19 protein-coding genes are annotated in these 25369 nt (G+C 45.4%); 8 read left to right on the plus strand and 11 right to left on the minus strand.

Annotation, left to right across the window (positions count from 1 at the left end; genetic code table 11):
• Positions 1 to 120: 120 nt before the first annotated feature.
• The 6 genes from ACE5CV_RS11835 to ACE5CV_RS11860 all read left to right on the plus strand — a co-directional run bounded on the left by ACE5CV_RS11835 (position 121) and on the right by ACE5CV_RS11860 (position 7614).
• Complete coding sequence (locus ACE5CV_RS11835) at positions 121 to 618, plus strand: hypothetical protein (protein WP_374950386.1); 498 nt, start codon at positions 121 to 123, stop codon at positions 616 to 618.
• Positions 619 to 622: 4 nt separating this feature from the next.
• A complete protein-coding gene (locus tag ACE5CV_RS11840) occupies positions 623 to 1738 on the plus strand; it encodes an acyltransferase family protein (RefSeq protein WP_374950387.1) in 1116 nt (371 codons plus the stop codon).
• 81 nt (positions 1739 to 1819) lie between these two features.
• Entirely contained in the window at positions 1820 to 2620 is an 801-nt protein-coding gene (locus tag ACE5CV_RS11845; protein ID WP_374950388.1) for a porin family protein, read from the plus strand.
• 44 nt (positions 2621 to 2664) lie between these two features.
• Positions 2665 to 4101 carry a hypothetical protein gene (locus ACE5CV_RS11850; protein WP_374950389.1) on the plus strand — a complete coding sequence of 479 codons (1437 nt, stop codon included), beginning with the start codon at positions 2665 to 2667 and terminating at the stop codon, positions 4099 to 4101.
• 102 nt (positions 4102 to 4203) lie between these two features.
• Positions 4204 to 4674, plus strand: a complete 471-nt coding sequence (locus ACE5CV_RS11855) for a DUF2059 domain-containing protein (protein WP_374950390.1) — start codon at positions 4204 to 4206, stop codon at positions 4672 to 4674.
• Positions 4675 to 4734: 60 nt separating this feature from the next.
• A complete protein-coding gene (locus ACE5CV_RS11860; protein ID WP_374950391.1) occupies positions 4735 to 7614 on the plus strand; it encodes a M16 family metallopeptidase in 2880 nt (959 codons plus the stop codon).
• A 63-nt stretch (positions 7615 to 7677) separates the two neighbouring features.
• Here the strand turns inward: ACE5CV_RS11860 and ACE5CV_RS11865 are convergent, their stop codons facing one another.
• Positions 7678 to 8358 (minus strand): hypothetical protein, encoded by a 681-nt coding sequence (locus ACE5CV_RS11865; RefSeq protein ID WP_374950392.1) that lies wholly within the window; start codon positions 8356 to 8358, stop codon positions 7678 to 7680.
• A 70-nt stretch (positions 8359 to 8428) separates the two neighbouring features.
• On the opposite strand from ACE5CV_RS11865, the gene ACE5CV_RS11870 reads away from it, so the two are divergent.
• The gene (locus tag ACE5CV_RS11870; protein WP_374950393.1) at positions 8429 to 11026 is read left to right on the plus strand and encodes a ligase-associated DNA damage response DEXH box helicase; all 2598 of its coding nucleotides are present in this window, start codon (positions 8429 to 8431) and stop codon (positions 11024 to 11026) included.
• Between the two features lie 152 nt (positions 11027 to 11178).
• Here ACE5CV_RS11870 and infB read toward each other — a convergent pair whose 3' ends face one another.
• The 5 genes from infB to ACE5CV_RS11895 form a co-directional block, all read right to left on the minus strand.
• The gene (infB, locus tag ACE5CV_RS11875) at positions 11179 to 14154 is read right to left on the minus strand and encodes a translation initiation factor IF-2 (RefSeq protein WP_374950394.1); all 2976 of its coding nucleotides are present in this window, start codon (positions 14152 to 14154) and stop codon (positions 11179 to 11181) included.
• Positions 14155 to 14213: 59 nt separating this feature from the next.
• Positions 14214 to 15449: a transcription termination factor NusA gene (gene nusA / locus ACE5CV_RS11880; RefSeq protein WP_374950395.1), complete on the minus strand. Its 1236-nt coding sequence runs from the start codon at positions 15447 to 15449 to the stop codon at positions 14214 to 14216.
• Between the two features lie 3 nt (positions 15450 to 15452).
• Positions 15453 to 15917: a ribosome assembly cofactor RimP gene (gene rimP / locus ACE5CV_RS11885; RefSeq protein ID WP_374950396.1), complete on the minus strand. Its 465-nt coding sequence runs from the start codon at positions 15915 to 15917 to the stop codon at positions 15453 to 15455.
• Between the two features lie 137 nt (positions 15918 to 16054).
• Complete coding sequence (locus ACE5CV_RS11890) at positions 16055 to 16480, minus strand: hypothetical protein (RefSeq protein ID WP_374950397.1); 426 nt, start codon at positions 16478 to 16480, stop codon at positions 16055 to 16057.
• A complete protein-coding gene (locus ACE5CV_RS11895; protein ID WP_374950398.1) occupies positions 16481 to 18877 on the minus strand; it encodes a prolyl oligopeptidase family serine peptidase in 2397 nt (798 codons plus the stop codon). It lies immediately after the preceding gene.
• Positions 18878 to 18966: 89 nt separating this feature from the next.
• On the opposite strand from ACE5CV_RS11895, the gene ACE5CV_RS11900 reads away from it, so the two are divergent.
• A complete protein-coding gene (locus tag ACE5CV_RS11900; RefSeq protein ID WP_374950399.1) occupies positions 18967 to 19503 on the plus strand; it encodes a GNAT family N-acetyltransferase in 537 nt (178 codons plus the stop codon).
• Here the strand turns inward: ACE5CV_RS11900 and ACE5CV_RS11905 are convergent.
• From ACE5CV_RS11905 to ACE5CV_RS11925, 5 genes are all read right to left on the minus strand, one after another.
• Entirely contained in the window at positions 19500 to 20123 is a 624-nt protein-coding gene (locus ACE5CV_RS11905) for a thiamine phosphate synthase (protein ID WP_374950400.1), read from the minus strand. The genes ACE5CV_RS11900 and ACE5CV_RS11905 overlap by 4 nt on opposite strands.
• Before the next feature lie 196 nt (positions 20124 to 20319).
• Positions 20320 to 21978 carry an alkaline phosphatase PafA gene (pafA, locus tag ACE5CV_RS11910; protein WP_374950401.1) on the minus strand — a complete coding sequence of 553 codons (1659 nt, stop codon included), beginning with the start codon at positions 21976 to 21978 and terminating at the stop codon, positions 20320 to 20322.
• Between the two features lie 101 nt (positions 21979 to 22079).
• Positions 22080 to 23174, minus strand: coding sequence for an acyl-CoA dehydrogenase (locus tag ACE5CV_RS11915; protein WP_374950402.1), 1095 nt, complete (start codon positions 23172 to 23174; stop codon positions 22080 to 22082).
• Complete coding sequence (gene pnuC / locus ACE5CV_RS11920) at positions 23164 to 23841, minus strand: nicotinamide riboside transporter PnuC (RefSeq protein WP_374950403.1); 678 nt, start codon at positions 23839 to 23841, stop codon at positions 23164 to 23166. The genes ACE5CV_RS11915 and pnuC overlap by 11 nt, the downstream gene beginning before the upstream one ends.
• Before the next feature lies 1 nt (position 23842).
• A partial coding sequence (locus tag ACE5CV_RS11925; RefSeq protein WP_374950404.1) for a TonB-dependent receptor occupies positions 23843 to 25369 on the minus strand: 1527 nt, incomplete at its 5' end.

Raw genomic sequence — 25369 nt, forward strand, 5'->3', positions numbered from 1 at the left:
GTTTTGGGTGCGTGCCGAAGACCGCAACCGCGAAACAGCGCAAAGTTATGATAAACTCGGTTTAGCTGAATATGCCGCCATGGAGGCCTTTGTGAGGTATGTGTTTTAAGAAGCATAAAAATGAAGATTGGAATATTCGTCTTATTGCTGAGTTTACCAATAATCGCACTTGCTCAAAAAGCGGAGATTTACATTAGTAAGGAATATCAACAGAATGGTAAACTGCAAACATACATTTTCAAGTTAGACTTATTTGGGAAAAAAGGCAGTCTAACACTATATTTTTTAACCGGAGATGAGTTTAAAATTGACAGCTTAGAACCGGCAGGCAATATTTGTCCGATAATAAGAATTAGCGACAGAAAAATTCTTCGGGCATTTAATAAGATCATTAAACAGCCGTCGGAATACGAATATGAAAACAATAAAGTATTGAATTGCCCATTAACATCGCTGCCACAGCTAAAAATATATATTAAAAAAGGCAACGTTGTCAACCAAATTCAACTCAATGATTATGGTAAATGTTCCGTTTTTAAATATCGGACAAATGCAAAAGGAATAATAAGTTTATTTAACATAACTGTTGCCATGCTGAACAGCTATTCTCCAGGATAATAACATGACAGAAACAATTTTTACTAAAAACCTAAGACTCCTCTCCCTCGACGTTTTTCGTGGAGCTACTATTGCCTTTATGATCCTGGTTAACGACCCGGGCGATTGGGGGCATATCTACGCGCCGCTCGAACATTCGGAGTGGAACGGCTGTACGCCTACCGACCTGGTGTTCCCTTTCTTTTTGTTTATGGTAGGCGTATCGATAGTTTATTCGATGGAAAGTAAAAAGGCTAACGGTGCCGGGCACGGTAAAATTATCCTTACGGCATTGCGCCGTACGGTTATTCTGCTGCTTATTACCTGGAGCATGCAACTGATACTGCGCTGGAATTTTGATCTTGCGCATTTGCGCCTGCCGGGAGTATTACCCCGCATAGCCCTGGTGTATTTTATCTGCACCATCATCTATTTAAAAACTTCGCAAAAAACACGCGACTGGCTTTTGGCCGGCGTGCTTATCGGCTACTACATCATCATGACCTTTGTACCGGTGCCGGGCGTGGGCTATGCTAATTTGAACCCCGAAACCAATATGGGCGCCTGGGTAGACAGACTGGTTTTTACCACCGATCATCTTTGGAAATCGTCCAAAACCTGGGATCCTGAAGGCTTGCTGGGCACTTTACCTGCTATTGGCACCGGCTTATTTGGTATTCGCGTAGGCACCTGGCTAAAGCGAAAAGACAGGGACGATACCACAAAGGTTAGCTGGATGTTTACGTACGGCGTAATCGCGGTAGTTATCGCCCTGATATGGGATTTGTTCTTTCCTATCAACAAGGCTTTATGGACAAGTTCTTTCGTGCTTTACACCGGCGGGCTGGCCACTATAGGCCTTGCTATCTGCTTTTGGCTGATAGATGTGCAGGGGCACAAGCGCTTTACCTATCCATTTGTAGTATTCGGGACAAATGCCATTACGGCCTACGTGCTTGCAGGCTTTATACCGCACTACTTTAACTGGATCAAAATTGGTGATAAATCGGTTTACCAAACCTTGTTTGTGCCGTACCTGTCGCCTATAAATGCCTCACTTGCAGGTGCTCTTTTAATCGTGCTGATATTATGGCTGATAATGTGGGTGTTGTATCGTCGTAAAATATTTGTCAAGATATAAAACACAATAAAATAAGCAGCCATATTAAGTAACAATGGATAAAATGTTTATTTTTACCCTTACTAAACCCTTATACACATAATGTCTTTATCGCGTTACTACGTCTATTGCAGACCTGTTAAATTCTGCTGCCTAATTTTTTTAATATCCCAATTTTCCTTCCAGGTAAGTTTAGCACAAAACAAAACTAACGAGTCAAAAGCCCAGGTACCGGCATCCAAACAGTCAGGCAAATTCGAATTTGGAATAACAGGCGGTGCCGTTTTAAATAAGTTTACTAATAATCAGCCACAAACAGGGTACAACACCGGGTATAACGCTGGCCTTTTTATAAATTATACTTTATATAAAGGCTTAAGTTTACAGGCAGAGGCTAACCTTTTACAACAGGGCGGGCAGTTGATCACATTTAAGGATGACACAAGATTTGGCTTGCCCGAAAGCATAGAGACTAAGAACGTTACGACCAGTTCTGTTAAATTAAACAGTATCGAAATTCCGCTTTTAGTTAAGTATACTTTTAAAGTTAAACAAACCTGGATGCCTGCAATATACGCCGGTGGCAGTTATGCATATCTTTACAATGCTACCGATCATTACAAAAAAACCGGGGATTTGTTACCCGGAGAAGATTTCATAGCAACCATAACAGACTCCAGGACTGTAACGAATCAGTATGATAAAAACCGCTTCAATTTTATAGCAGGTGCCAGCATTAAGCTTCCATTAGTTTCTAAAGTAATTATGTTGATTGATTTTAGATACCTGCAAGGTATTACGCCTGCCCGTGAAGATTATTCTTACACGGAAAAAAGCGGGTTCGGGACTGATATCAGGTCTAATTCCTTTATAACCAAATTCGGCATCATACTACCGCTATAAATTAGCGTAATCAGCAAAACACCAAACACACCCAATTAATTTTTATGAAAACAAAATTTACTTTTCTAATTTTTATCTTACTTGCCATTTTTATCGCGGGGTGCTCAAAAAACGAGTTCGACGAAAAACGTGCTTTAGAAGCTCAAAAAGAACTTTTGACTTTAAAATATCAGCATGAGATTGACCTGGAGACACTTAAACAAAAAGGCGCAACTGCGTTACAAGAGTTGATAAATACGGCAGCGCGTAACCAGCTAAGATTAACTGATAGCCTAACACGCGCCAATGCAGCAGCAGTAAAGAGGCAGGATTATAGTGTAACCGTTTTAGATGTTGTAACTAATACCCCCATTGCCGATGCCGACGTAACTGTGTCTTCGGAAGGCAAAATATTTACAGCAAAAACTAATGCCCAGGGTTCGGCAAGCTTTACCGCACTTACTTTGTACGCTACCAGTTCGTTTTTGGTATCAAAATCGGGCTATGCAGCAACACAAATCTTACAACAGGACATTACAAAAGGGGCTGCTAAACTGTGGAATATAAGTACTCCAACCAACGAATTAACGGGTACCTTGTATATTGAAACGGATCTGACCAATCTAACGCCCGAAACTGTAGGCGCAAATGTGCTGGTTACTGCAACTGCAAGCATTCCAAATGGTGCAGTTGGCAACTATTCCGTATCATTCCCTGTTTATACAACGGCCGGTGGGGTTTATTCATTAAAATTGCCGGCTGCGCCTAACGGATATACACTAACCTTTGATCAGATTAGCGCCAATCAAAAACTGTATGTAAATGCTACCGAGGATGATGCTGTGAAAACTTTTCCAAATAGTCTACCACGTATAGCAAATATTACGACCTACTTTAACGTGAACAGTTTTAATGCTTCGGTACCAACTATGAACAACGCACTTTACTTTAAAGTGTCCGCAGATAAAGCGGGCAATAACTTATACATTCCATTAAGTCCATACTATTACTACTACAACTATGTTTTATTGTCGGCCGTTGGTAATAAGTATCAAATTGAGCGCTTAAACGTGTCTAATATTTACAATACTAATGGCGCATCGATAGATGTAAATAGCTATACTTATGATGCCAATTCAAAAGTTGACGTAGAATTGGTTGACATAACAGGTACAGTTGTGGAAAAAGCACCACTATTGGCCGGTATAACTAATTTAAACGGAAAATTAATAAGTACTAACTCACCTGAAGGTGGCGTTGGTTACATCCACCTTAAACGTGATAACAACGGCACGTTGCTGACTAATGCTAAAGGATCGTTTTTAAAAGCAACCAATTACGATTCGTTTAACAATTTATACACGTTAAATATTTCGAACAATTTCAATATGGCAACTAACTTGTATATGGGTACAAGCTTTTTATTGCCTAATAAGGGCGACAAAAAAGTAGTCAATTTTTATTTCGGCTCCGGAGATAGCAGAGCAAAACAAGTTTATTAACACCTGCTTTTTCTAAAAAAAACGCCTTGAAACCAAGGCGTTTTTTTTATTTTATTTGGTAAGTATTACAGATATTTATCAAAATATTCAGATCGTAAGCACATGAAGTTATATCTAATAATTACCTGTTTTTTATTCTTTTGTTTCGCCGCTAAAGCGCAAACCGCGGCTACTGTTATTACCCCTGCTCATCTAAAGGCTGCCGAAGACGCTCTTGTGGCATCAGGCGCGGGCATACAAATGAAAGAGAACATATCTTCGATGATCAAGCAGGCATCTACAGGCGTGCCGGATGATAAGAAAGTAAAGTTTACCGAAATAATGGCCGGTTTTATGAACAAGTACATGAATTGGGACTTACTGAAAGACCAAATGGCGGCTATGTATGCCCAGGAGTTTACCGAAAAGGAATTAAAGGAGCTTACCGTATTTTACTTATCGCCATTGGGTAAAAAACTTAACCAAAAACAACCTGTCCTATTTCAAAAGGGTGCGCAAATGGGCCAGCAAACCGTTGCAGCCCACCAGGCTGAGTTACAACAGCTGATGCAGGACGCCTTTAAAGACAAGTAAACAATTTGTAACTAACAATTTCGTTTAGCATCTTAGTGTTTTATCCCCATAATTAACTATATGAATTTCAACAGGAAACTTTCTGTAACCGCCCTGGCTGTGATCATCGCATCGGGCAGTGCAATGGCACAGGTTAAAAGAAAGCCAGCACCATCGCCCAAAACAAAACCAAATGCCGCAGCCCAGCAAGTAAAGGGCGATGTTTTACCGGTAGACCGTGATGTATTGATAGGTAAATTGCCTAATGGTTTAACTTACTACATCCGCCATAACGAACAGCCTAAGAACCGTGCGGAACTTTACCTGGTTAATAAGGCCGGTTCGATATTGGAGACCGATGCCCAGCAGGGCCTTGCCCACTTTACCGAGCACATGGCTTTTAATGGTACGCGCGATTACCCCAAGAACGATCTGGTTAATTATCTGCAAAAGTCGGGCGTGCGTTTTGGTGCCGATTTGAATGCTTATACATCTTTTGATGAAACGGTTTACCAGTTGCCTGTCCCTACCGATAGTGCCACCGTGTTTAAAAAGGCTTTTAACATCTTGGCGAACTGGGCGGGTTACGTAACTTTTGACCAGGCCGAGATTGACAAGGAACGCGGCGTGGTATTAGAAGAGGAACGCCTGCGTGGCCGTAACGCCCAAGAACGCCTAAGCCAGCAAACCCTGCCCGTTCTTTTAAATAATTCACGCTATGCCTCCCGGTTACCTATTGGTAAAGATGAAGTGCTTAAAAGCTTTAACGCTGCAACAATTAAGTCCTTTTACCAGGATTGGTACCGCCCGGACCTGCAGGCAGTAATTGCCGTTGGTGATTTTGACGTGAAAGAGGTTGAGCAACTGATCAGGTCAAATTTCGGCGCGTTAAGAAACCCTGTCGGTGAAAAACCAAGGACACAGTACAATGTGCCACCTACGCCCGGTACAGCGGTTAAAATAGCCACCGATCCGGAGTTTCCCTACACACTTGCGCAGATAGTAGTAAAACACCCGCAGGCAATTGTTACCAATGCACCTGCCTATATGCAAAGCGTGCGCGTTAATCTGTTTAATTACATGATGGGCGAGCGTTTAAACGAGTTACAACAAAAACCCGAGCCTCCGTTTTTATATGGCAGGGCCAGCTATGGCAACCTGGTAGGTAAGCAGGATGCGTTTTCGGCAGTGGTGGTTGCCAAACCGGGCGATCTGGAAAATGGTTTGAAAACCATGGTTGCAGAAACAGAGCGCGCCCGAAAATTTGGTTTTACCCTAACAGAGTTGGAACGCGCTAAGCAGGCAGCGTTGGCACAAATTCAAAACTCTTATAACGAGCGTAACAAAACCGCATCCGGCAATTTTGTGAGAGAGTACCAGCAAAACTTTTTAAACGGCGAAGCCATCCCGGGTCTAGCTTTCGAATATGCCTTTTACGCAGCAAATATTGGCGAAATTACTGTACCGCAAATGAATGCATTTGCAGCAAAATTCATTACCGATCAAAACCGGGTAGTAATAGTGCAGGCACCTGAAAAAGATAAAGACAAGCTTCCATCAGACAAAACCATTTTAGACTGGGTAAACACCGCCGGTAAAAATGTTACGGCTTATGTAGATAATGTAACCTTTAGGCCGCTGATGGAAAAAGCCCCGGCACCGGGCAAAGTGGTCAGCGCAACCCGTGACAGTACTATTGGTACCACCAGTTATGTGTTGAGCAACGGTGTTAAGTTAATACTTAAGCCAACACAATTTAAAAATGATCAGATACTGATCAACGGCAATAGTTTTGGCGGCACATCGCTGGCAAGTGATGCCGATTTTACATCTGCCAACCTGTCTACCGCTATTATATCAAACAGCGGCGTAGCCGATTTTAACCAGGGCCAGTTAGATAAAATGCTTGCAGGCAAAAACCTGCGGGTAACGCCTTACATTAGTGATATATCGCAGGGCGTAACTGCCAGCGCATCTCCGCGCGATTTTGAGACAGCCCTGCAACTCATCTACCTTTATTTTACCCAGCCACGTAAGGATAAAGATATTTGGCAGGGTAATATCAACCAAACCAAATCGTTGCTGCAAACACGCGGTATTGATCCGGGCAGCGTTTTTCAGGATACTGTAGCGGCTGTGCTTAATAACCATAATTTCCGTGCGATGGTAACAACGCCCGAGCGGTTATCGGCTGCCAGCTTAGACAAGGCTTATGATTTTTATAAGGACAGATTTGCCGATGCCAGCGGCTTTACCTTTACCGTAGTAGGCAACTTTACACCTGATGTGATGATTCCTTACCTGGAAACTTACCTGGGCAGCCTGCCGTCATCCAACAAAAAAGAAACTTTTAAAGACCGGCAGATTTACCCAACCCCCGGTCAAATAACCAAGGTTGTAAATAAAGTCCTGGATGATAAGGCTACGGTACAGCTGGTGTACAGTGGCACTTATGAGTTTAACGAGGCCAATAATATGCAGTTGGATGCATTGGAAGAGATCCTGAACATCAAACTTACCGAGCGCCTGCGCGAGCAGGAAAGCAGCACTTATGCGCCGGGGGTACGTATAAATTATGTGAAGATACCAAGCGGCCGTTACACAGTTACCATTTACTTTAGCTGTGCCGAAGCTAATGTTGACAAACTGATAGCCGCTACGCAAGAGGAGATTGGCAAATTGAAACAAGCCGGTGCAGCACAAACCGACATTGATAAATTTGTTGCCGAAGAAGCACGTTCTACCCAATCGCAATTGAAAGAGAATGTATTTTGGGCGGGTTACCTTGCCGGCGCCGCGCAGAACGGACAAGATGCCGCCAACATACTTTTCCACGTTAAAAATCTGGAGCAGATAACGGTTGCCAGCACAAAGGCATCGGCTAATAAATATCTTAATCCGGCCAATTTCATCAAGCTGATACTTGTTCCGGAGAAAAAAGCAGCTGCAGAAACGAAATAATTGCTGCTAAGCTTAAGCACCATCCGGATAAAAGCCCCGCTAATTATAGCAGGGCTTTTATTTTTAATTCATATTAAGGTACGAGCCTGCTGCATCCCCGGGCTTTTGTATGAGCACGCCAACGCATTTGTTGGTGACCGGGTCAATTTCAAAAGAGATACCTTTTGCAACGTTATCAAAAACGTTTATTTGCCGGCCTTTATCTTTATAACCATTGCCCGGCTTAAGTGCATATTGCTTTTGGATATCATTTAGGTTACTGCCCACGCCCAAACCCTCTGCTGTTTTAAAATAAGGCGAAGTAACCAAAATGCGCTTCACGTACTGGAAGATATCATCTTTACCGTTGTAATTATGGCGCGAAAATATAGCCGTTTTATATCCTGCTTTATTATGATCTGCATACCATACCGCTAAAGCGCTACCCATTGCCGCATCAGAACTATCGGGTTTACCAAACCTGTTGTATACGTTTTCCATACTCTCATTAATCCCGGTTTGCCCGATGCTTTTACCCGGAATGATGAGCCGCTGTGCTGTAATTGGCTTCCCGGCGCCCTCATCTGAGCTGATTGCCGCAACCGTGTCTGGTTGTTTTTTGGAAGAATCGGCGGGCTCTGTTTTAAGGATAAGAGCAGTATCGGTTGATTTCAAGGCATCGAGGTTGGCCGGCTTAGGCTTAGGGTTACAAGCCGCCGATGCAATGGCAATAAGGGGGATGATTAGATATTTAGAAGTATCCATAACGTAACAATTTATGTTATTTAAAGTTGATAGTTATAACTCAAAACAAAGTATATTGTTAGCAAACTAAATGATCACAAAAGGCCAAAAGGTAATACAGCAGTGGTATAAGCAAAAAAACTGGAAGCAGTTCCCGTTTCAAAAAGAAATGGAAGCGGCCTACTTGTCGGGCTTCTCAGGTTTGCTCAACGCGCCTACCGGTAGTGGTAAAACCTTTGCGCTCTTCCTGCCGTTCCTGGCAGAGTTTATCAACAAATACCCGGACACTTACACCACCCAAAAAAACAACGGCTTACTGATGCTTTGGATAACGCCGCTGCGTGCACTTACCAATGATATCCGTAAGGCGATGCAGGAAGTGTGTGATGACCTAGGCCTGCCCTGGCGCATCATGACCCGCACAGGTGATACATCTGCTGCAGAGAAAGCTGCCTTGAAACGCAAGCTGCCCGAGGTATTGTTAACCACCCCCGAAAGTTTGCACCTGATGATGGCGCAAAAAGAATACGCCAAAGCTTTTCAGGGCTTACAGGTGTTTGTATGCGATGAGTGGCACGAGTTGCTGGGCACCAAACGTGGTGTACAGGTAGAGCTGGGGTTAAGTAGGTTGAAAGGACTTGGAACGGGGAATTTGGAGCGAAGCGGGGCACAGGAGGGCAGAATAGGTTCCGCACTTAAACTCCCGCTCCTCGCACCTCTTCGCATCTGGGGTATATCTGCTACCATAGGCAACCTGGAACAGGCAGCCGAGGTACTGCTTGGCAACAATTTCCCTCCGGAGCAGATTAGGATGGTGAGGGCTAATGTGGATAAGAAACTGGTTATAGAATCCGTTATTCCGGAAAACATTGAGAACTACTCGTGGGCCGGCCACATTGGCGTTAAGCTGCTGCCGCAGGTGATGGAAATAGTAGCAAAGAGCAAAACCACCCTGATCTTCACCAACACCCGTTCGCAAGCCGAGATTTGGTATCATGCCATTATCGATAATTACCCGGAGTATGCCGGCATTATGGCCATGCACCACGGATCGTTGGATAACGAACTGCGTAACTGGGTAGAACAAGCCTTGCATGCAGAAGCACTAAAGGTGGTAGTTTGCACATCGAGCCTTGACCTTGGGGTAGATTTCAGGCCAGTGGATACCGTTGTACAGGTGGGTAGTCCAAAAGGGGTTGCGCGATTTATGCAACGTGCGGGCCGGAGCGGACACCATCCAGGAGCGATATCAAAAGCGTATTATGTGCCTACACATTCGTTAGAATTACTGGAGGGCGCCGCGCTGAAAAGTGCCATCAAAAAAGGCGTGTTTGAAAGCCGCGACCCGATGCTTCTCACCTTCGACGTGTTGATCCAGTATATGGTTACCCTGGCAGTATCTGATGGTTTTACTGCTGATGAATTGTATAACGAGATCAAATCGACCTATGCCTTTGCCGATATGCGGCGTGATGAATATAATCAGCTGCTGGAGTTTATCACCAATGGCGGTAAAACCCTGGCCCAGTATGATGAATTTTTAAAGGTAGAAGTGGAAAACGGCATGTTTAAGGTGAACAGTCGCCGGGTGGCCATGCGCCACCGTTTAAGCATCGGCACTATAACCAGCGAGCTGAGTATCCGCGTAAAGTGGTTGAGCGGAGGCAGTTTGGGTACGCTTGAAGAAGGATTTATCAGCAAACTTAAGCCGGGTAATACCTTTTGGTTTGCCGGCCGTAGCCTGGAGTTTATAAAGGTGAAGGATATGACCGCTTTTGTAAAAAAATCTAAAGCAACCAAAGGGCTCATCCCCAGCTGGGCCGGTGGCAGGATGCCGTTATCTTCACAGTTATCGGCCGTTTTTAGGGACAAGCTCGATGAGGTAGCACACGGCATTGAAACTGATGTGGAAGTAAAGGCATTGAAGCCGCTATTCGATCTGCAGGCCAAGCTATCGCACCTGCCGCAAAGCCACGAATTTTTGATTGAGTCGTTTAAATCAAGGGAAGGACACCACCTATTGTTCTATCCGTTTGAAGGGCGGCTGGTTCACGAAGGCATGGCAAGCCTGCTGGCTTACCGCATATCTAAAATAAAACCGGCAAGTTTTTCAATCGCTATGAATGATTATGGCTTTGAACTGTTGACCGACGAAGATATACCGATTGAAGAAGCACTGGAAGATGCGGCGTTCTTCTCAATAGACAACCTGATAGACGACATCCAGCATAGCTTGAACGCCAATGAAATGGCGCGCCGCAAGTTTAGGGATATTGCACACATCGGTGGCCTGGTATTTACCGGCTACCCGGGGCAACAGGTAAAAAACAAGCATTTACAGGCGTCTACTTCACTGCTGTTTGAAGTATTTAATGAATATGAGCCTGATAACCTGTTGGTACGCCAGGCTTATAACGAAGCATTGGCTTTTCAGTTAGAGGAGTTCCGGTTGCGTGCAGCCCTGCAACGCATCCAAACGCAAAGTATCGTGTTAAAAGTTATTGAACGCCCAACGCCGTTTGCCTTCCCGATTATGGTAGATAGCCTGGGCCGCGAAAAGCTGACCACCGAAACAATGGAAGAGCGCATTGCTAAAATGGCCCGCCGTTACGGTGCGGATGAGGAAGATGCCGGCAAGATAGCCCCGAAACCAAGGCGTGTGGGTGTAACAAGAAAAAAGGGATTTTAAGAGTAGATTTTACCCTGTATGTAAGTGACGAGAGAAACTTGTTAAGTAGAAACACGGTAAAATTGTTACTAATTGTTGCAAGAATCTACAAGTCTGTTAAACAAAAAAGGGATAGCGTTTGCCATCCCTTTAAATATTCGGTCAAATAACCCTTAGGCTAATTTACGTTTCACTTCAACATTTTCATAGGCTTCTACAATATCACCAACTTCGATATTGTTGTAGTTAGCTATGTTCAAACCACACTCGTAATTAGTTGCAACTTCTTTCACATCGTCTTTGAAACGTTTTAGTGAAGCCAGTTCGCCGGTATGGATTACCACACCATCACGAACGATGCGGATCTTGCTGTTACGGGTAATTTTACCATCTAACACCATACAACCTGCAATGGTACCCACTTTGCTAATCTTGAAGGTTTCGCGGATTTCCACATTCGCAACAATCTTCTCTTCGAAGGTTGGGGCCAACATGCCTTCCATCGCTGCCTTGATCTCGTTGATAGCATCGTAGATGATCGAGTACAAACGGATATCTATTTGCTCTGCTTCGGCAAGCTTACGGGCACCACCTGACGGGCGTACCTGGAAACCTATAATGATCGCATCGGATGCGGATGCAAGCAAGACGTCTGATTCGGAGATCTGACCAACAGCTTTAGATATAATATTAACCTGGATCTGTTCGGTAGACAATTTCAATAACGAATCTGACAACGCCTCGATAGAACCATCCACGTCACCCTTAACAATAATATTAAGTTCCTTAAAGTTACCAACTGCCAAACGGCGGCCAATTTCATCAAGTGTGATGTGTTTCTGTGTACGTAAGCCCTGCTCGCGTTGTAACTGTAAACGTTTGTTTGCAATTTCACGTGCCTCAACTTCGCTTTCTAAGGCGTTGAATTTATCGCCCGCGGTAGGTGCGCCCTGCATACCCAATACCTGTACAGGTGTTGAAGGCCCTGCAGACTCAACCCTTTGGCCACGCTCATTAGTTAACGCTTTTACACGCCCGCTATAACAACCCGCAAGGATAGGATCACCAACCTTTAAGCGGCCTGCCTGTACCAGGATGGTGGTAACAATACCACGGCCTTTATCAAGGGCAGCCTCAATAACTGTACCTACTGCACGTTTGTTAGGGTTAGCTTTCAGTTCAAGCAATTCAGCCTCAAGCAATACTTTCTCCAACAGCAGTTCGATATTTAAACCGGTTTTTGCCGAGATCTCCTGCGTTTGATATTTACCACCCCACTCTTCAACCAATATATTCATGGCAGATAGTTGCTCACGTACCTTATCGGCATTAGCACCCGGCCTGTCAATTTTGTTAAAGGCGAAGATGATCGGCGCGCCTGCAGCCTGCGCGTGGTTTATGGCCTCGCGGGTTTGCGGCATCACGCTGTCATCAGCAGCAATTACGATGATCACAATATCGGTAACCTGTGCACCCCTTGCACGCATAGCGGTAAACGCCTCGTGACCCGGTGTATCCAGGAATGTTATTTTTCCTTTGTTATCCGGCAATGTAACTTCATAAGCGCCAATGTGCTGGGTTATACCACCCGCTTCGCCACCTATTACGTTTGTTTTGCGGATAAAATCAAGTAACGATGTTTTACCATGATCTACGTGGCCCATAATGGTAACGATAGGTGCACGTGAGATTAACTCATCCTCGTTATCTTCCTGATCAAGGTTAGCCTCTTCGTCCTGTGGTTTAACAAATTCTACCTGGTAGCCAAACTCATCAGCAACAATGCTAAGCGTTTCGGCATCCAAACGTTGGTTAATGGATACAAACATCCCTAAACTCATACAAGTAGAGATAATTTGCGTTACAGAAACGTCCATCATCAGGGCCAGCTCGTTTGCGGTAACAAACTCGGTAACCTTTAAAACTTTCGACTGGGCATCCTGCTCCATTGCCAGTTCTTCGGCAGTTGCGGCCACATCATCTCTTTTTTGACGACGGAACTTAGCACGCTGCGCAAATTTACCGCTCTTACCTGCGCCGCTTAAGCGTGCAAGTGTAGCTTTGATCTGGTCTTGTATATCCTTTTCTGAAGGTTCTTCTTTAGGGCCGGTACTTGGAGGTGCATTTCTGCCGCCTCTAAAATCGGGCCTGTTGCCACCACCCGGAGGGCCTGTCGGCCTGTTCCTGAAATCGGGACGGTTAGGGTTGATGGTTCCGCTTGGCGGGGCCTGCTGGCCACCTGTTCCACCGGCACCTTGCTGGTCTTTGCGTTTACGCTTACGTTTCTGATCTGCCGCGTTACCCGCAGCACTTGACGACGAAGCTACAGGGTTACGCTTTGGAGCGTTAACCGGTAGTTGTATCTTGCCAATAATTTTAGGGCCGCTTAAACGCTCTGCACTCGCGCGGATCACATCATCACCTTCTGCTGCAACAGGTGCTTCCGTAGCTTCGGGCTGTGCGGCAGCTGCAGGTTTCTCTTCAACCGGCTCTACCGGTGCAGTTTCCTTAGGTGCTTCGGCAACAGGTGCAGGTTTTTCTACAACTGGCTCTGCCGGCGGCGTTTCCTTAGGTGCTTCGGCAACAGGCGCAGGTTTTTCTGCAACCTGTTCTGGCGCTTTAGGCGTTTCAACAACAGGTGCAGGTTTTTCTGCAACGGGCTCCGGGATGGGTGCCGCTACAGGTTTTTCTGCAACCGGTGCTTTTGCACCCAGGTTATTAAGGTCTATCTTACCAATTACCTTTACACCAGGCAACGCATCACTACGGTCGTCGGTTTTAGGTTGTGCCGGCTCGGCCGGTTTAGGCTTTTCAACCTGCGGTGAAGAAAAGTGGCCCGTGTTTTTGATCAGGATCTCTTCGTTCTCAAAATCACGTGAACGGCGCGGCTGCTCTGCAGGGCGATCAGGCGTTTGTACGCCTTCTTCCTTGCGGATGTTGCCTATCTTGATCTGTTTGGCCTCCTCCTTAATAATTTTGTCGACAGCAAATTCCTTTAAAAGGGTGGTATACATATCGTTATCCAGCTTGGCCATCGGTTGCTTTTCAACTTTGAAACCTTTGGTAGCCAAAAAATCGACAATGGTACCCATACCAATGTTCAGTTCTTTTACTGCTTTTATTAATTTTATGGATTTGTCTTCTGACATTTATTAAATTTTCTCTCTAATTATCGCAAAAATACGATTTTTTATTCGTGTTATTTCGTTTATTCAAATTCCGCCTGCAGAATTGATAAAACTTCTTTTACCGTTTCTTCTTCCAGATCGGTACGCTTAACTAACTCACCAACCGATAGTGCCAATACAGATTTCGCGGTATCAAGCCCTATGCGTTTGAATTCGTCTAATATCCAGCTGTCGATCTCGTCAGAGAATTCTTCGATATCCACATCCTCATCATGTTCATCAGCTTCACGGTAAACATCAATTTCATACCCTGTCAATTTACCTGCCAGTTTAATGTTATGGCCGCCGCGGCCAATGGCTAACGATACCTGATCGGGCTTTAAATACACAGCAGCCGTTTTTTTATCGTCATCTAATTTAATAGAGGTGATCTTGGCCGGCGATAAAGCACGCTGTATGTACAGCTGTATATTATTTGTGTAGTTAATTACGTCAATGTTTTCGTTCTTCAGTTCGCGTACGATACCGTGGATACGTGACCCTTTCATACCTACACAGGCACCAACCGGATCGATACGGTCATCATAAGATTCTACAGCAACCTTGGCCCTTTCGCCCGGTTCGCGAACGATCTTTTTGATTGTGATCAAACCGTCGAAAATCTCCGGCACTTCCATCTCGAACAAGCGCTGTAAAAACTCAGGTGCTGTACGGGATATAATGATCTTTGGATTGCTGTTAAGCATATCCACCTTGCTGATGATCGCCCTTACGCTATCGCCTTTTTTGAAATAATCGGCAGGGATCTGCTCGGTTTTCGGCAATAAAAGCTCGTTACCTTCATCATCCAAAACCAAAGTTTCTTTTTTCCAAACCTGGTAAACCTCGCCTGTTACAATTTCGCCTACGCGGTCTTTATATTTTTTGAAGATCTCGTCTTTCTCCAGTTCTAATATTTTAGATACCAGGGTTTGGCGCGCAGCTAAAATAGCACGGCGGCCAAAGCTTTCTAACGTGATCAGTTCAACGTAATCATCGCCTACTTCTAAATCCTCGTCGTATTTTTTTGCTTCGGCCAGTTCAATCTCCAGGTCATCATCCTCACTAAACTCATCTTCAACTACCACGCGTGTACGCCAGATCTCCAGGTCACCATTATCGGTGTTTACAATCACGTCACAATTCTCGTCTGTACCGTACTTTTTCCTGATCATGCTTCTGAAAACGTCTTCCAGAACGCTCATCATGGTTGGGCGGTCAATGTTCTTGAAATCTTTAAATTCCTGAAAAGAATCAATTAAATTAATATTGCTCATCTTCTACTTGAATGATATTAAAACCTTTGTTTCTGTTATGTTATTTGTCGGGATAACGCTTTCAACAACCTCAGCCTTTTTCCCCTTTTGTTTTATTGTTTCTTCTATGGTTATCGCATCGCCGGCAACGCTTAACAGCGTACCCTCACGCTTTGTGCCATCGTCCATTTTAATAGCTAACGTACGGCCAATGTTTTTTTCATACTGCCTGGTTAAAACCAACGGGGTATCTATGCCCGGTGATGAAACCTCCAGATTATAAGGCTCCTCAATTACGTTCTCCTCTTCCAGATGGAAGCCTACATGCCTGCTTATTGCGGCGCAATCTGCTATACCTATGCCGCTATCGCCGTCAACCAGTACAATGAGCTTTCCGTTCGAATGCATTTTCACGTCCACCAAAAACAGATGGGGCATATCGGCTATTTTCTCTTCAACCAGTTCCGTTACTCTTTTTTCAATATTCATTACCGTAAATTTTCCTTTTATCCCGATAGCAATGGGGTGGATGATAATTTGATTGATAAAATAAAAGAGGGGACTAATCGCCCCCTCTTTTTTAATTCAGATGCAAATATAGCATAAAAAATCTAAAATTCAAGGGCTTATTGCTTAAAAATCAAATCGGTAAAGCGTGTTCGCCCTGGTTGAGTGCGTCCCTTTAGATAATCGGCAAGGGTTGCGCCCTCGCCTAAGCGGTAGTTACGCACAAAATAAACGCGCCCGGCCGCAAAAGGTGTATCGGGGGTAAATACAACCGCACTGTCTTTAATTTGATACCTGCCGGGCTGCTCGGGCTGGTAGTTTTTCATATCTGTATCCTGCGGCATGCGGTACACGGGTATAAGGCTTTGCCACTCCTGCGCTGACGAGTCGCGGCCGATCTCCCGCATTACGGCATAATCCAAACCTTTGAACTGTACAGACTGCTTGTTATTAATCAGGCTGATTTGTACTGTAGCCGGATGTTTGGCCGGGGTGCAGGCAAAGGCAGTATAAAGGATTAAACAAACGCTAATTCGTTTTTTCATTTATTTTCCTTTCAAATTGTCTTCAAAAAGCTTAAAGATCCGGCTATACTCGTCTGTCCAGCTGCTGGGTTGTACAAAACCGTGGTCTTCTACCGGATACGGTGCCAGTTCCCAATTGCTTTTATGCAGTTCTATCAATCGCTGGGTAAGCCTTACAATATCCTGAAAGTTTACATTCTGATCTACCATACCATGCGCCATCAGTAGGTGGCCTTTTAAGCCATCGGCAAAGTAAATTGGCGAGCTTTGGCGGTAGGCTTTCTCATCGTCGTAAGGTTCATTTAAAATATTTGAAGTGTACCCGTGGTTATAGTGAGCCCAATCTGTAACAGACCGTAAAGCGCCGCCTGCAGCAAAAACATCCGGCTGGGTAAACAATGCCATCAGCGTAATAAACCCTCCGTAAGAGCCGCCATACAAGCCAACATGCTTAAGATTTACGCCATATTTATCAACCAGTAACTTCACGCCGTCTACCTGGTCGGTCAAATCGGCGCCGCCCATGTGGCGATAAATACCCGTACGGATGTCACGGCCATAGCCCGAGCTGGCAGTGTAATCAATATCCATAACCGTATAGCCATTATCAACCAGCAGATTGTTGAACATATATTCGCGGAAATAGCTGCTCCACCAGTAATGTACGTTCTGCAGATAGCCTGCGCCATGAACAAACACTACGGCTGGCTTGGCAGGATCAGCGTTTTTAGGTTGATAAACGCGGGCGTAAATATCCTTTCCGTAACGGTTCTTAAAGCTAATTACTTCGGGCACTTTCCATGGGTATGATTTAAATTCGTCGGTTACTGAGTTGGTTACCTGCACCGCCTTTGCGCCGGGCTTATTAGCTTGCAGGTAAAGCTCCCAGGGTTTGTTAGCATAAGAATAGCGGATGGCCAGCCATTTTTCGTCAGGCGAAAGGTCAATCTCATTGCCACCCTTCATCGATGTAAGTTTAACCGGCACACCCCCGGTTACCGGGATGCGGTAAAAATGTGTAATACCCGGATGTTCGATATTAGCCGTAAAATAAAACGTTTTTTTATCATTAGAAAGCCGCAGGCTTTGCACTTCCCACTTGCCGCTGGTCAGCTGCTTTTTCTGACCGTTTAAAACATCAACAATGTACAGGTGTGAGTAACCGCTTACTTCGCTCTGATAATAAAAGCGGGTGTTATCGATATACCCCAAACTGTTACCGAAATTGCTGATGCCAGGTCCACCTATCCACGCTTCATCGCGCTGGCGGTCAAGCAGCGTAAGCTTACCGGTTTGCGGATCGAGCTTCATGATCCAACGGTCTTTATTATCCTGCGATTCAACCGCAACAACAGCGCTTTTACCGTCTTCGCTCCAGTAAACATTGCTGATATCTACTTTGCGGTCGGCATTAGCTTTCCTGCGTTCTTCTAACTGTTTTGGGTATTCTTTTAAATAGTCGGGCAGATCTTTTATCCCCGGGATATCCATTGTAATAATGCTGTAAACGGTATCGCGCTGCTTATCAAAAATGTAGTTAACGGAGGTTGATTGCGGGCTGCCCACTTTGGTGCGGTTAGGTATATCTTCAGTATAGCCCGAAGCTGTTACATAATTAGGGACGATGGTATTTTTAGCGCCTTCGGCAGGTTGCGTTAAACGGTAGGTAACGTATCTGCCATCGGGACTAAGCTGGGTACTGCCCAGGCGCTTATCGCCAATATTGATCTCGCGGAGTTTGACTGGCTGGGATTCTTTCCTTTCTACCGAATCGAGTTTGCGGTTCTTGTCATTAACCTTGATTATATCAAACAGTTCCATCTGTTGTTTTTTGAGCCAGCGTTCCTGTTCGTTGCCTCCCTGGGTGTTACCGGCAGCGCCTCTGCGGCCTGCAGCTGCCGGGGTAGCCGCAGCAGCTTTTACAAAACTGGTTAACTGGATTAGTTCGCCTTTGGCTAATTTGATGGCAAACAGATCATTTTCATTTGTGAAGATAATGCTGGTTTCGTCGCCGCTAAAGGTAGGGTTGCTTTCGCGGGCGGTAGTATTGGTAAGCTGCACTACTTTGCCCGGTTTGATATCTAACAGAAAAATATCCCCATTTTTTTCGTAAACTTTTAATGTGCCTTTTTTATTAAGCTTACCATTTTCGGGCACCAGCACTTTGCGGTCGGCAAGGTTAAGATCCTGAGGTTTTAAATTGGCGGTGGTGACGTAATACATTCCATCCCGATCTTCATTCTTAGGGTTCCAGTTAAAATAAACTTTACGGCTATCATCACTCCAACGGATATTTGACGGCGAAACCCCCATCCATTTGGGGTCGCGCATGATCTTTTCTACGGTAAGCTTTTCCAATTTCTGGGCCGAAGCGCCGGCAAATACAAGGAGCAATAATGGGGTAAAAAGTTTTTTCATGTTTAAATTGATCAAAGAAAAGGCTGTTTGCCGGTGCAATTTAACAGTTAAAGTAATATTACTATTTTTAACGCTTTGATTGTTACAAAATGGAAATTAAAGGCGACGGATTCCGGCTTCGCAGATGGCAACGTGATGATGCCAAAGAATTGCAACGACTTGCAGATAATCCCAAAATAGCGGCCAACCTGTACAACCGCTTCCCGTCGCCATATACTTTGGCTGATGCAGCATTTTTTATCAATTTAAAGATAGACGAAGATCCCATCACCTCATTTGTAATAGAGATTGGCGGCCGTTTCGCCGGGACCATTGGCATTGAGTTTAGGGCCGATGTGTTCGAGCGGTCGCCCGTTATCGGCTATTGGCTGGGTGAAGATTTTTGGGGTAGGGGTGTAATGACAGAAGCTACCAAACTGATGACAGATTATGCTTTTAATCAATTTGATATAATTTGCCTGCAAACCGGTGTGTTTAGTTGGAACCCATCCTCCATGCGTGTGCTGGAAAAGGCGGGTTATGAAAAGCAGGGTATTCTAAAAGGTGTGGTGTTTAAAAACGGACAAATATTAGATGAGCATATCTACCTAAAGCACCGCGGAATAAATGCAGCCGGAGTTCTTTAATAAAGCTTCCTGTAAATTTCTTTGATCATCCCTGCCGGATCAGCCGAGAGGTTGACCGTGCCGGATACCGCAATGCCATAAACACCTGTTTTGATAAGCTGCTCCACATCTTTTAGCTGAATGCCGCCCACCGCAATTACCGGGATGCTAATGGGTTGGCGCTCTAACTTGCGGTAACCATCATAACCTAACAGCGCTTTATCGTTGGGCCGTGTATCGGTGTGTGCAAACGGTCCGTAACCGCAGTAATCAACTGCACCTGTATTTTGAATTTGCATTAATCCCTGTAAGCTATATGCAGATGCACCTAAGGTCTTTTCATCTGTTATCGCTTTGCGAATGGCAGCAAAATCGGCGTTAAGGTCTTCGATATGGACGCCCTGCGCATCAACCCTATCCAGCAAATGGTAATGGTTTGCCAAAATAAGCGTAGCGCCCCAGTCATCGCATATGGATGCGATCTGGTGGATCTCGGGCAGCATCTCGTCATCGGTTTTACTCGCACAGCGGTACTGCACCCAATTGGCCCCGGCTTCGCAGGCAATTTGGGCCTGCTCGGCATGGCTGCGGTTAGGCAGGTCCTGCGTTAAATAATGGAACCTGGAGATGTATTTTTTCATTTATAAAAGGTTATCGCAATATCTCCAAAGATAGAAAACGCGACGGCGATAACGTGCGGGGTGTTCACGTTCACGGCCGTGAACGCAAGCGTTTAACATGAACGCATTGATAATCAACGAAGTAAAATTAACCCACTGACAAAACGATGCCACCACAGCCTAATTAAATTATATTTAAACTGTGATGGCTGTATTTTTATTTCAGCACCTCGCCAATGGCTGTACCAATGTTTCCGTTTGGCGCCTGGATGTGCAGCAACTGGGCAACTGTCGCGGCAATATCAGTCATATGGGTTTCGCGGGTCAGGCTGCCGTGCTTAATTCCCCAGCCCATAAACACCAACGGGATGTGGGCATCATAAGGGTTCCAGGTACCATGCGTGGTACCGGTTGCACCATGGCCGCTGTACCATCCCGGTTTCAGTATAATCTGGATAGCACCGCTGCGCTCTGCATTGTAACCGTTTGTAATGCGTGTACGCAATTCATCAGGCATACTTGCCGATTGAATGCGCTGCATATCTACCACGTAAGCAATTTCCGGCTGTTTTTGCAGGAAATCTATACAATCTGCTTTTAAGCCTTCATTGCTCAGGTTTTCTTTTTTGATGGCTGCATTGTTAAAGTTCACCTGGTAGTTGCCAAAATTCAGCACCAGGTTTTTCACTTTGTACTTATCTTCCAGCAATTTGTTTAAGGCGGTGCGCACCGGGCTATCGTTCCAAACACCTGCAGGGATGTTATGGTCAATTAAAAATTGCGGGTTGTGTGCCGCGGCGTGGTCGGCAGTAAGGAATACACTGTAATTGCCTTTGCCCAGTTTACCATCAAGATAAGTAAAAAAAGCGGCCAGGTCATTATCCAGGCGCAGGTAAGTATCTTCAACCTCAACCGAGTTAGGGCCAAACTGGTGCCCTACATAATCTGTCGACGATAAGCTTACCGCCAAAAAGTCGGTAACTACATTTTTGCCTAAAGCCTCGCCCTCAATGGTAGCTTTAGCCAGATCAAGCGTCATGGTGTTACCGTAAGGCGTACTGCGGATCATGCCCATGCGGCCGTTATACAAAGCAGATGTTTTAACCGGCAGGGTTGGCGCATCGGTACCGGCAAATTTGCCTTCATACTTCGGGCTGTTATCCGGCGCGCTTTGTACGTAAGTATTTATCGGGTACAAGGCATTCCAATCTTGTTTTAAATATTTTTCGGCCGGTTTACTCGCGTTAAATGTTTTAACCCATGCCGGCAGGTCGGTCATGTAATAAGTACTGGTTATCCAGTTGCCGGTAGCATCATCAAACCAATAGGCAGCATTGGCAGCGTGGCCTCCGGGCAGTATACCGCCCCGGTCTTTTAAAGCAATACCGATAACCTTTGAGCGGAAATTGGTTGCTAAACGCAGTTCGTCTGTAACGGTGCTGGCCAGCAAATTGCGGGGCGACATTTTGCCCGCGGCAGATGTACTGCCTACGCCAACTACAGTGCTATCATCAGTACAGTACATAGATTTGCCGGTTGCCTGTATGGTCCAGTCGTTACCTGCAATGCCATGTATAGCCGGTACCGAACCGGTGTATACACAGGTATGGCCTGCCGCTGTAACGGTAGGGATGTAAGGAACCAGCGTATTTTCGCAGGTAAAGCCCTCGTTAAGCATGCGTTTAAAGCCGCCTGCCTGGTAACGGTCATAAAAGCGGTACAGGTAATCCCAGCGCATTTGATCAACCACCAGGCCTACCACCAGTTTGGGGCGGGCTAATGTTTGTGCGGATACGGGTAAAGGTTTTTTTGTTTGGGCTGATGAGCTAAGAGTGGCGCCTGCCAGTGCTAAAATAAGCAGTATTTTGTTCTTCATGTGTGCGAAGTGGGGGACGATTAAAAACACAAATATCACAAATGCATTTAAAATACAATGTGATATTTGCGTTACGGTGTTGTTAAATACCTGCCAGCGGTCTACTCTAAAAATGTAAGTAGCGCATGCTGGCTGGCAGTATGCAAATCGCGCCAAACACGGTTCAGTTCGGTTTCTGTTGATGCCGCTAACAGGCCGCAGTAAGGGAATAATTCGTCCACGCATTCGCGGGCGACTTTGGCCAGCATCCGGCTCGATCTGCTTACCTTACTGAGTAACTGCTGGTCATCCGGGCAATTCCATGAGGCACCTACGGCGGCAAAGAAATCTTCTCGTGCCTGGCCCATTAAATTGCCTGCGTTAAGCAATGCTTCGTCCATCACTGCAACGTTGGCCAGGTTTACCCGCCGAATGTTGGTTGCCTTATTTTGAAAGGCGGGTACGCACAGGTCTAAAAAATGCATCGCCATGCCCGATAGGTTGGCCGCGAGCGTTGCCTCGGCCAGCTGCAAAAACGGGTAGGTATATAATTTACTGTCAATTAATGCTGCAGTAGCATCAATCTCGAAACAGCGGTTACGATCTACATACAGGTCGCTTATCGTGTAGGCATCGCTGCCGGTAGCTACCATGCCCATGTATTTCCATCCTTTATGCAGCTGTGCATCCTGGCGGTCTATCACAAAAGGTCGCACCAGTGGCAATCCGTCTGCATTTAACACAGGCCCATCAGTGCCGGTAATTTCACAATTGATGGTGATATGGGTAGCATGGTGCACCCCGCTCGCGTATTTCCAATCGCCATTGATGGTATAGCCGTTGCCGGTAATCCTTGCGGTACCGGTGGCTGCACCGCTGCCGGCAAGGCATACATGTGAATGAGCAAAAATGCTTTGTGCTAAACCCGGGTCAATAAAACCGCCAAACCAACCCGCGCCGCTGCATAGGGTTACTACCCAGCCAAGGCTGCCATCGGCCCAGCTTAAGGCCTCTTCAATTTTCACCAGTTTGGGCAGGGGTGTTTCCTGGCCTCCATAAATTGCGGGTGCCAGCAGGTTAAACCATTGCTGCTGATAAACCAGCTCCAGCTGTGCCGGATGAAGCCTTTCTGACTGCTCGGCCCCGGCTGCATGGTCGCGAATTATTGCCGTCCAATCCGGCTGCATTAAAGCCGACGGGTGATGGTTATACGCCATGTTGCGCCTCCGTATTCCCCGAAAGGGAAAATGTTGAATTAATTAACCCTTTGTCACTGTTTGGAGAATCCGTATTTCGGATTATCCTTCGCCATTCGATGTAACCGAAAATGGCTACAACAAATAAGATGAGCGTTAGTACAGCAAACATCACCAGGTTTTTGTGGTACAGCAACGGGATAGCAAAAAGGTTACTGATATTGAGCAGGATCCAGTTCTCGATCTTGCGCCTGGCCAGCAACCACATACCCGCCCATGCTGTTGATGAAACCCAGGCATCCCAAACCGGCACTGTTGACGCAGTAAAGTTTACAAGGGCAAGGTATAATAAACCCCAGCCTGCAAACACAATAAGCAAAGTTGTAACCCATTCCTGCCTACTGGCGTAAGTTACTTTTACGGGTGGTTCGTTTCGTTTTTTTATCCAGTAATACCATCCGTAAACGCTCATTACCACATAATAACCATTAAGCAGGCACTCGGCATAAAGCGCCGCATTAACCAATAAATATATTGACAGTAAAGTGGCGGCTATACCTGTTGGGTACAGCCACACTTTGTTTGCTTTTGCCAGCAATACCTCGGCAACGCCAAGCACTACGGCCAGCCACTCCAGCCAGGTAGTCGCCTTTCCCTGGTCTATAAATAATGCTACCCAGCTTTGCATATTAAAAGCTCAGGTTAACCGAAGCCAGGAAATTGCGCGTGGCTTGCGGAAAATAATAGTTGTAGTTAATTACGTGGCCACCTTCAATATCCGGATAGGTAGCGCCGTTAGCTTCATATTTTTTGCTGAAGATGTTGTTCACCAGCAAACCTATACCAATATTTTTTACCGATTTAACACTAAAGTTATAGCGCATTCTTACATCGCTTACAAAATACCCATCCAGTTGGCGGTTGGTTGCAAAACGATTACTCACCACAACCGGGAACGCAGTTGGGTTGGTATTCATGGTGTTATCCAGGTACTGGCTGCTGATGTACTTGCCTATCAGTGCAATTTCGCCACCTGTAAAAGGTGTGTAGCTTACTTCGCCGGATGTGATGAAGGATGGGGAATAAGCAATATCGGTCTTCTTTAAAAAGATCTCGGCCTGCGTATTATCATCGTAGTTGTTAAAAAACTGGCTGTAATTTTTGATCTTATTGGTGCTTAATGTAGCGGTTGCTGCAACGCTCAGTTGTTTAGCCACTTTTACACGCCCATCCAACTCTATACCGGCGCGATAGCTGTTATCCACATTGTTGCGGATCTGTGCACCCACGTCATTTAATGATCCCGTAAGGATCAATTGGTTTTTGTAAAGCATGTAAAACCCGTTAACACCCCCTTTAAAAACATCGCCAGTGGTACGGTACCCGGCTTCAAAATCTTTCAGGTTTTCTGGCTTAGGCCTGCTGGCCGGGGTACTGTTGGTATAATCATCGCGGTTAGGCTCATGATTGCCCACAGCAAAAGAAGCGTAAACATTATTATGCTCATCAATTTCATAAGTTACCCCCGCTTTAGGGTTAAAAAAATTGAGTGTTGCATTTTGCTGTACGTTGTTTAAATTCCTGTCGAAACCTAAGAACGAATAATAAATACGGCGGTATTGCATATCAGCAAAAAGAGTCAGGTCACCTGCTTTATACTCTGCACGGCCAAAAATATTGAAATCATTCTTTTTAGCGTCGTCACGGTAGTACTCGTAGTTTGGGCCAATGCCTGCACTTTGTTGGGTATAAATAATGTTGCCAAAATGCGCACCCGTGTAACGGTTGTAAGCGCCGCCCAAAGTAAAGTTAAGCTTATTTGACGGCAGGTATTTAAGCGCGTAGGTGACACCGTAAAAATCGTTATCCAGCCAGCGGCGCCGGGCCAGATCGGTATTGGTAATTGTTGTGCCGCCTATAATAACCGGGGTTAAGCCGTAATCAGCTACGCTGGCGTCGGCCTTAAATTCTTCGTAATAACCAAACCCTTTTGTATAATGCAATGCGCCGCTAAACGATACTTTGTCAGACAACCGCTGATCGTAAAGTAACTGATAATGGTTTTGCTGGTAGTTATCTACCTGGTCTTTATAATAACTACCATCCGGCATAAGGCCCAATTCATTATAACGGCGGCGGTTGGGGATACTCTCATCACTGATGATATAGTCGGGAATCCCGTTCCAGGCCTGATAGGTGCGCTCGATACCCGAAAA

It is taken from the genome of Mucilaginibacter sp., assembly GCF_964263795.1.
GTDB lineage: Bacteria > Bacteroidota > Bacteroidia > Sphingobacteriales > Sphingobacteriaceae > Mucilaginibacter.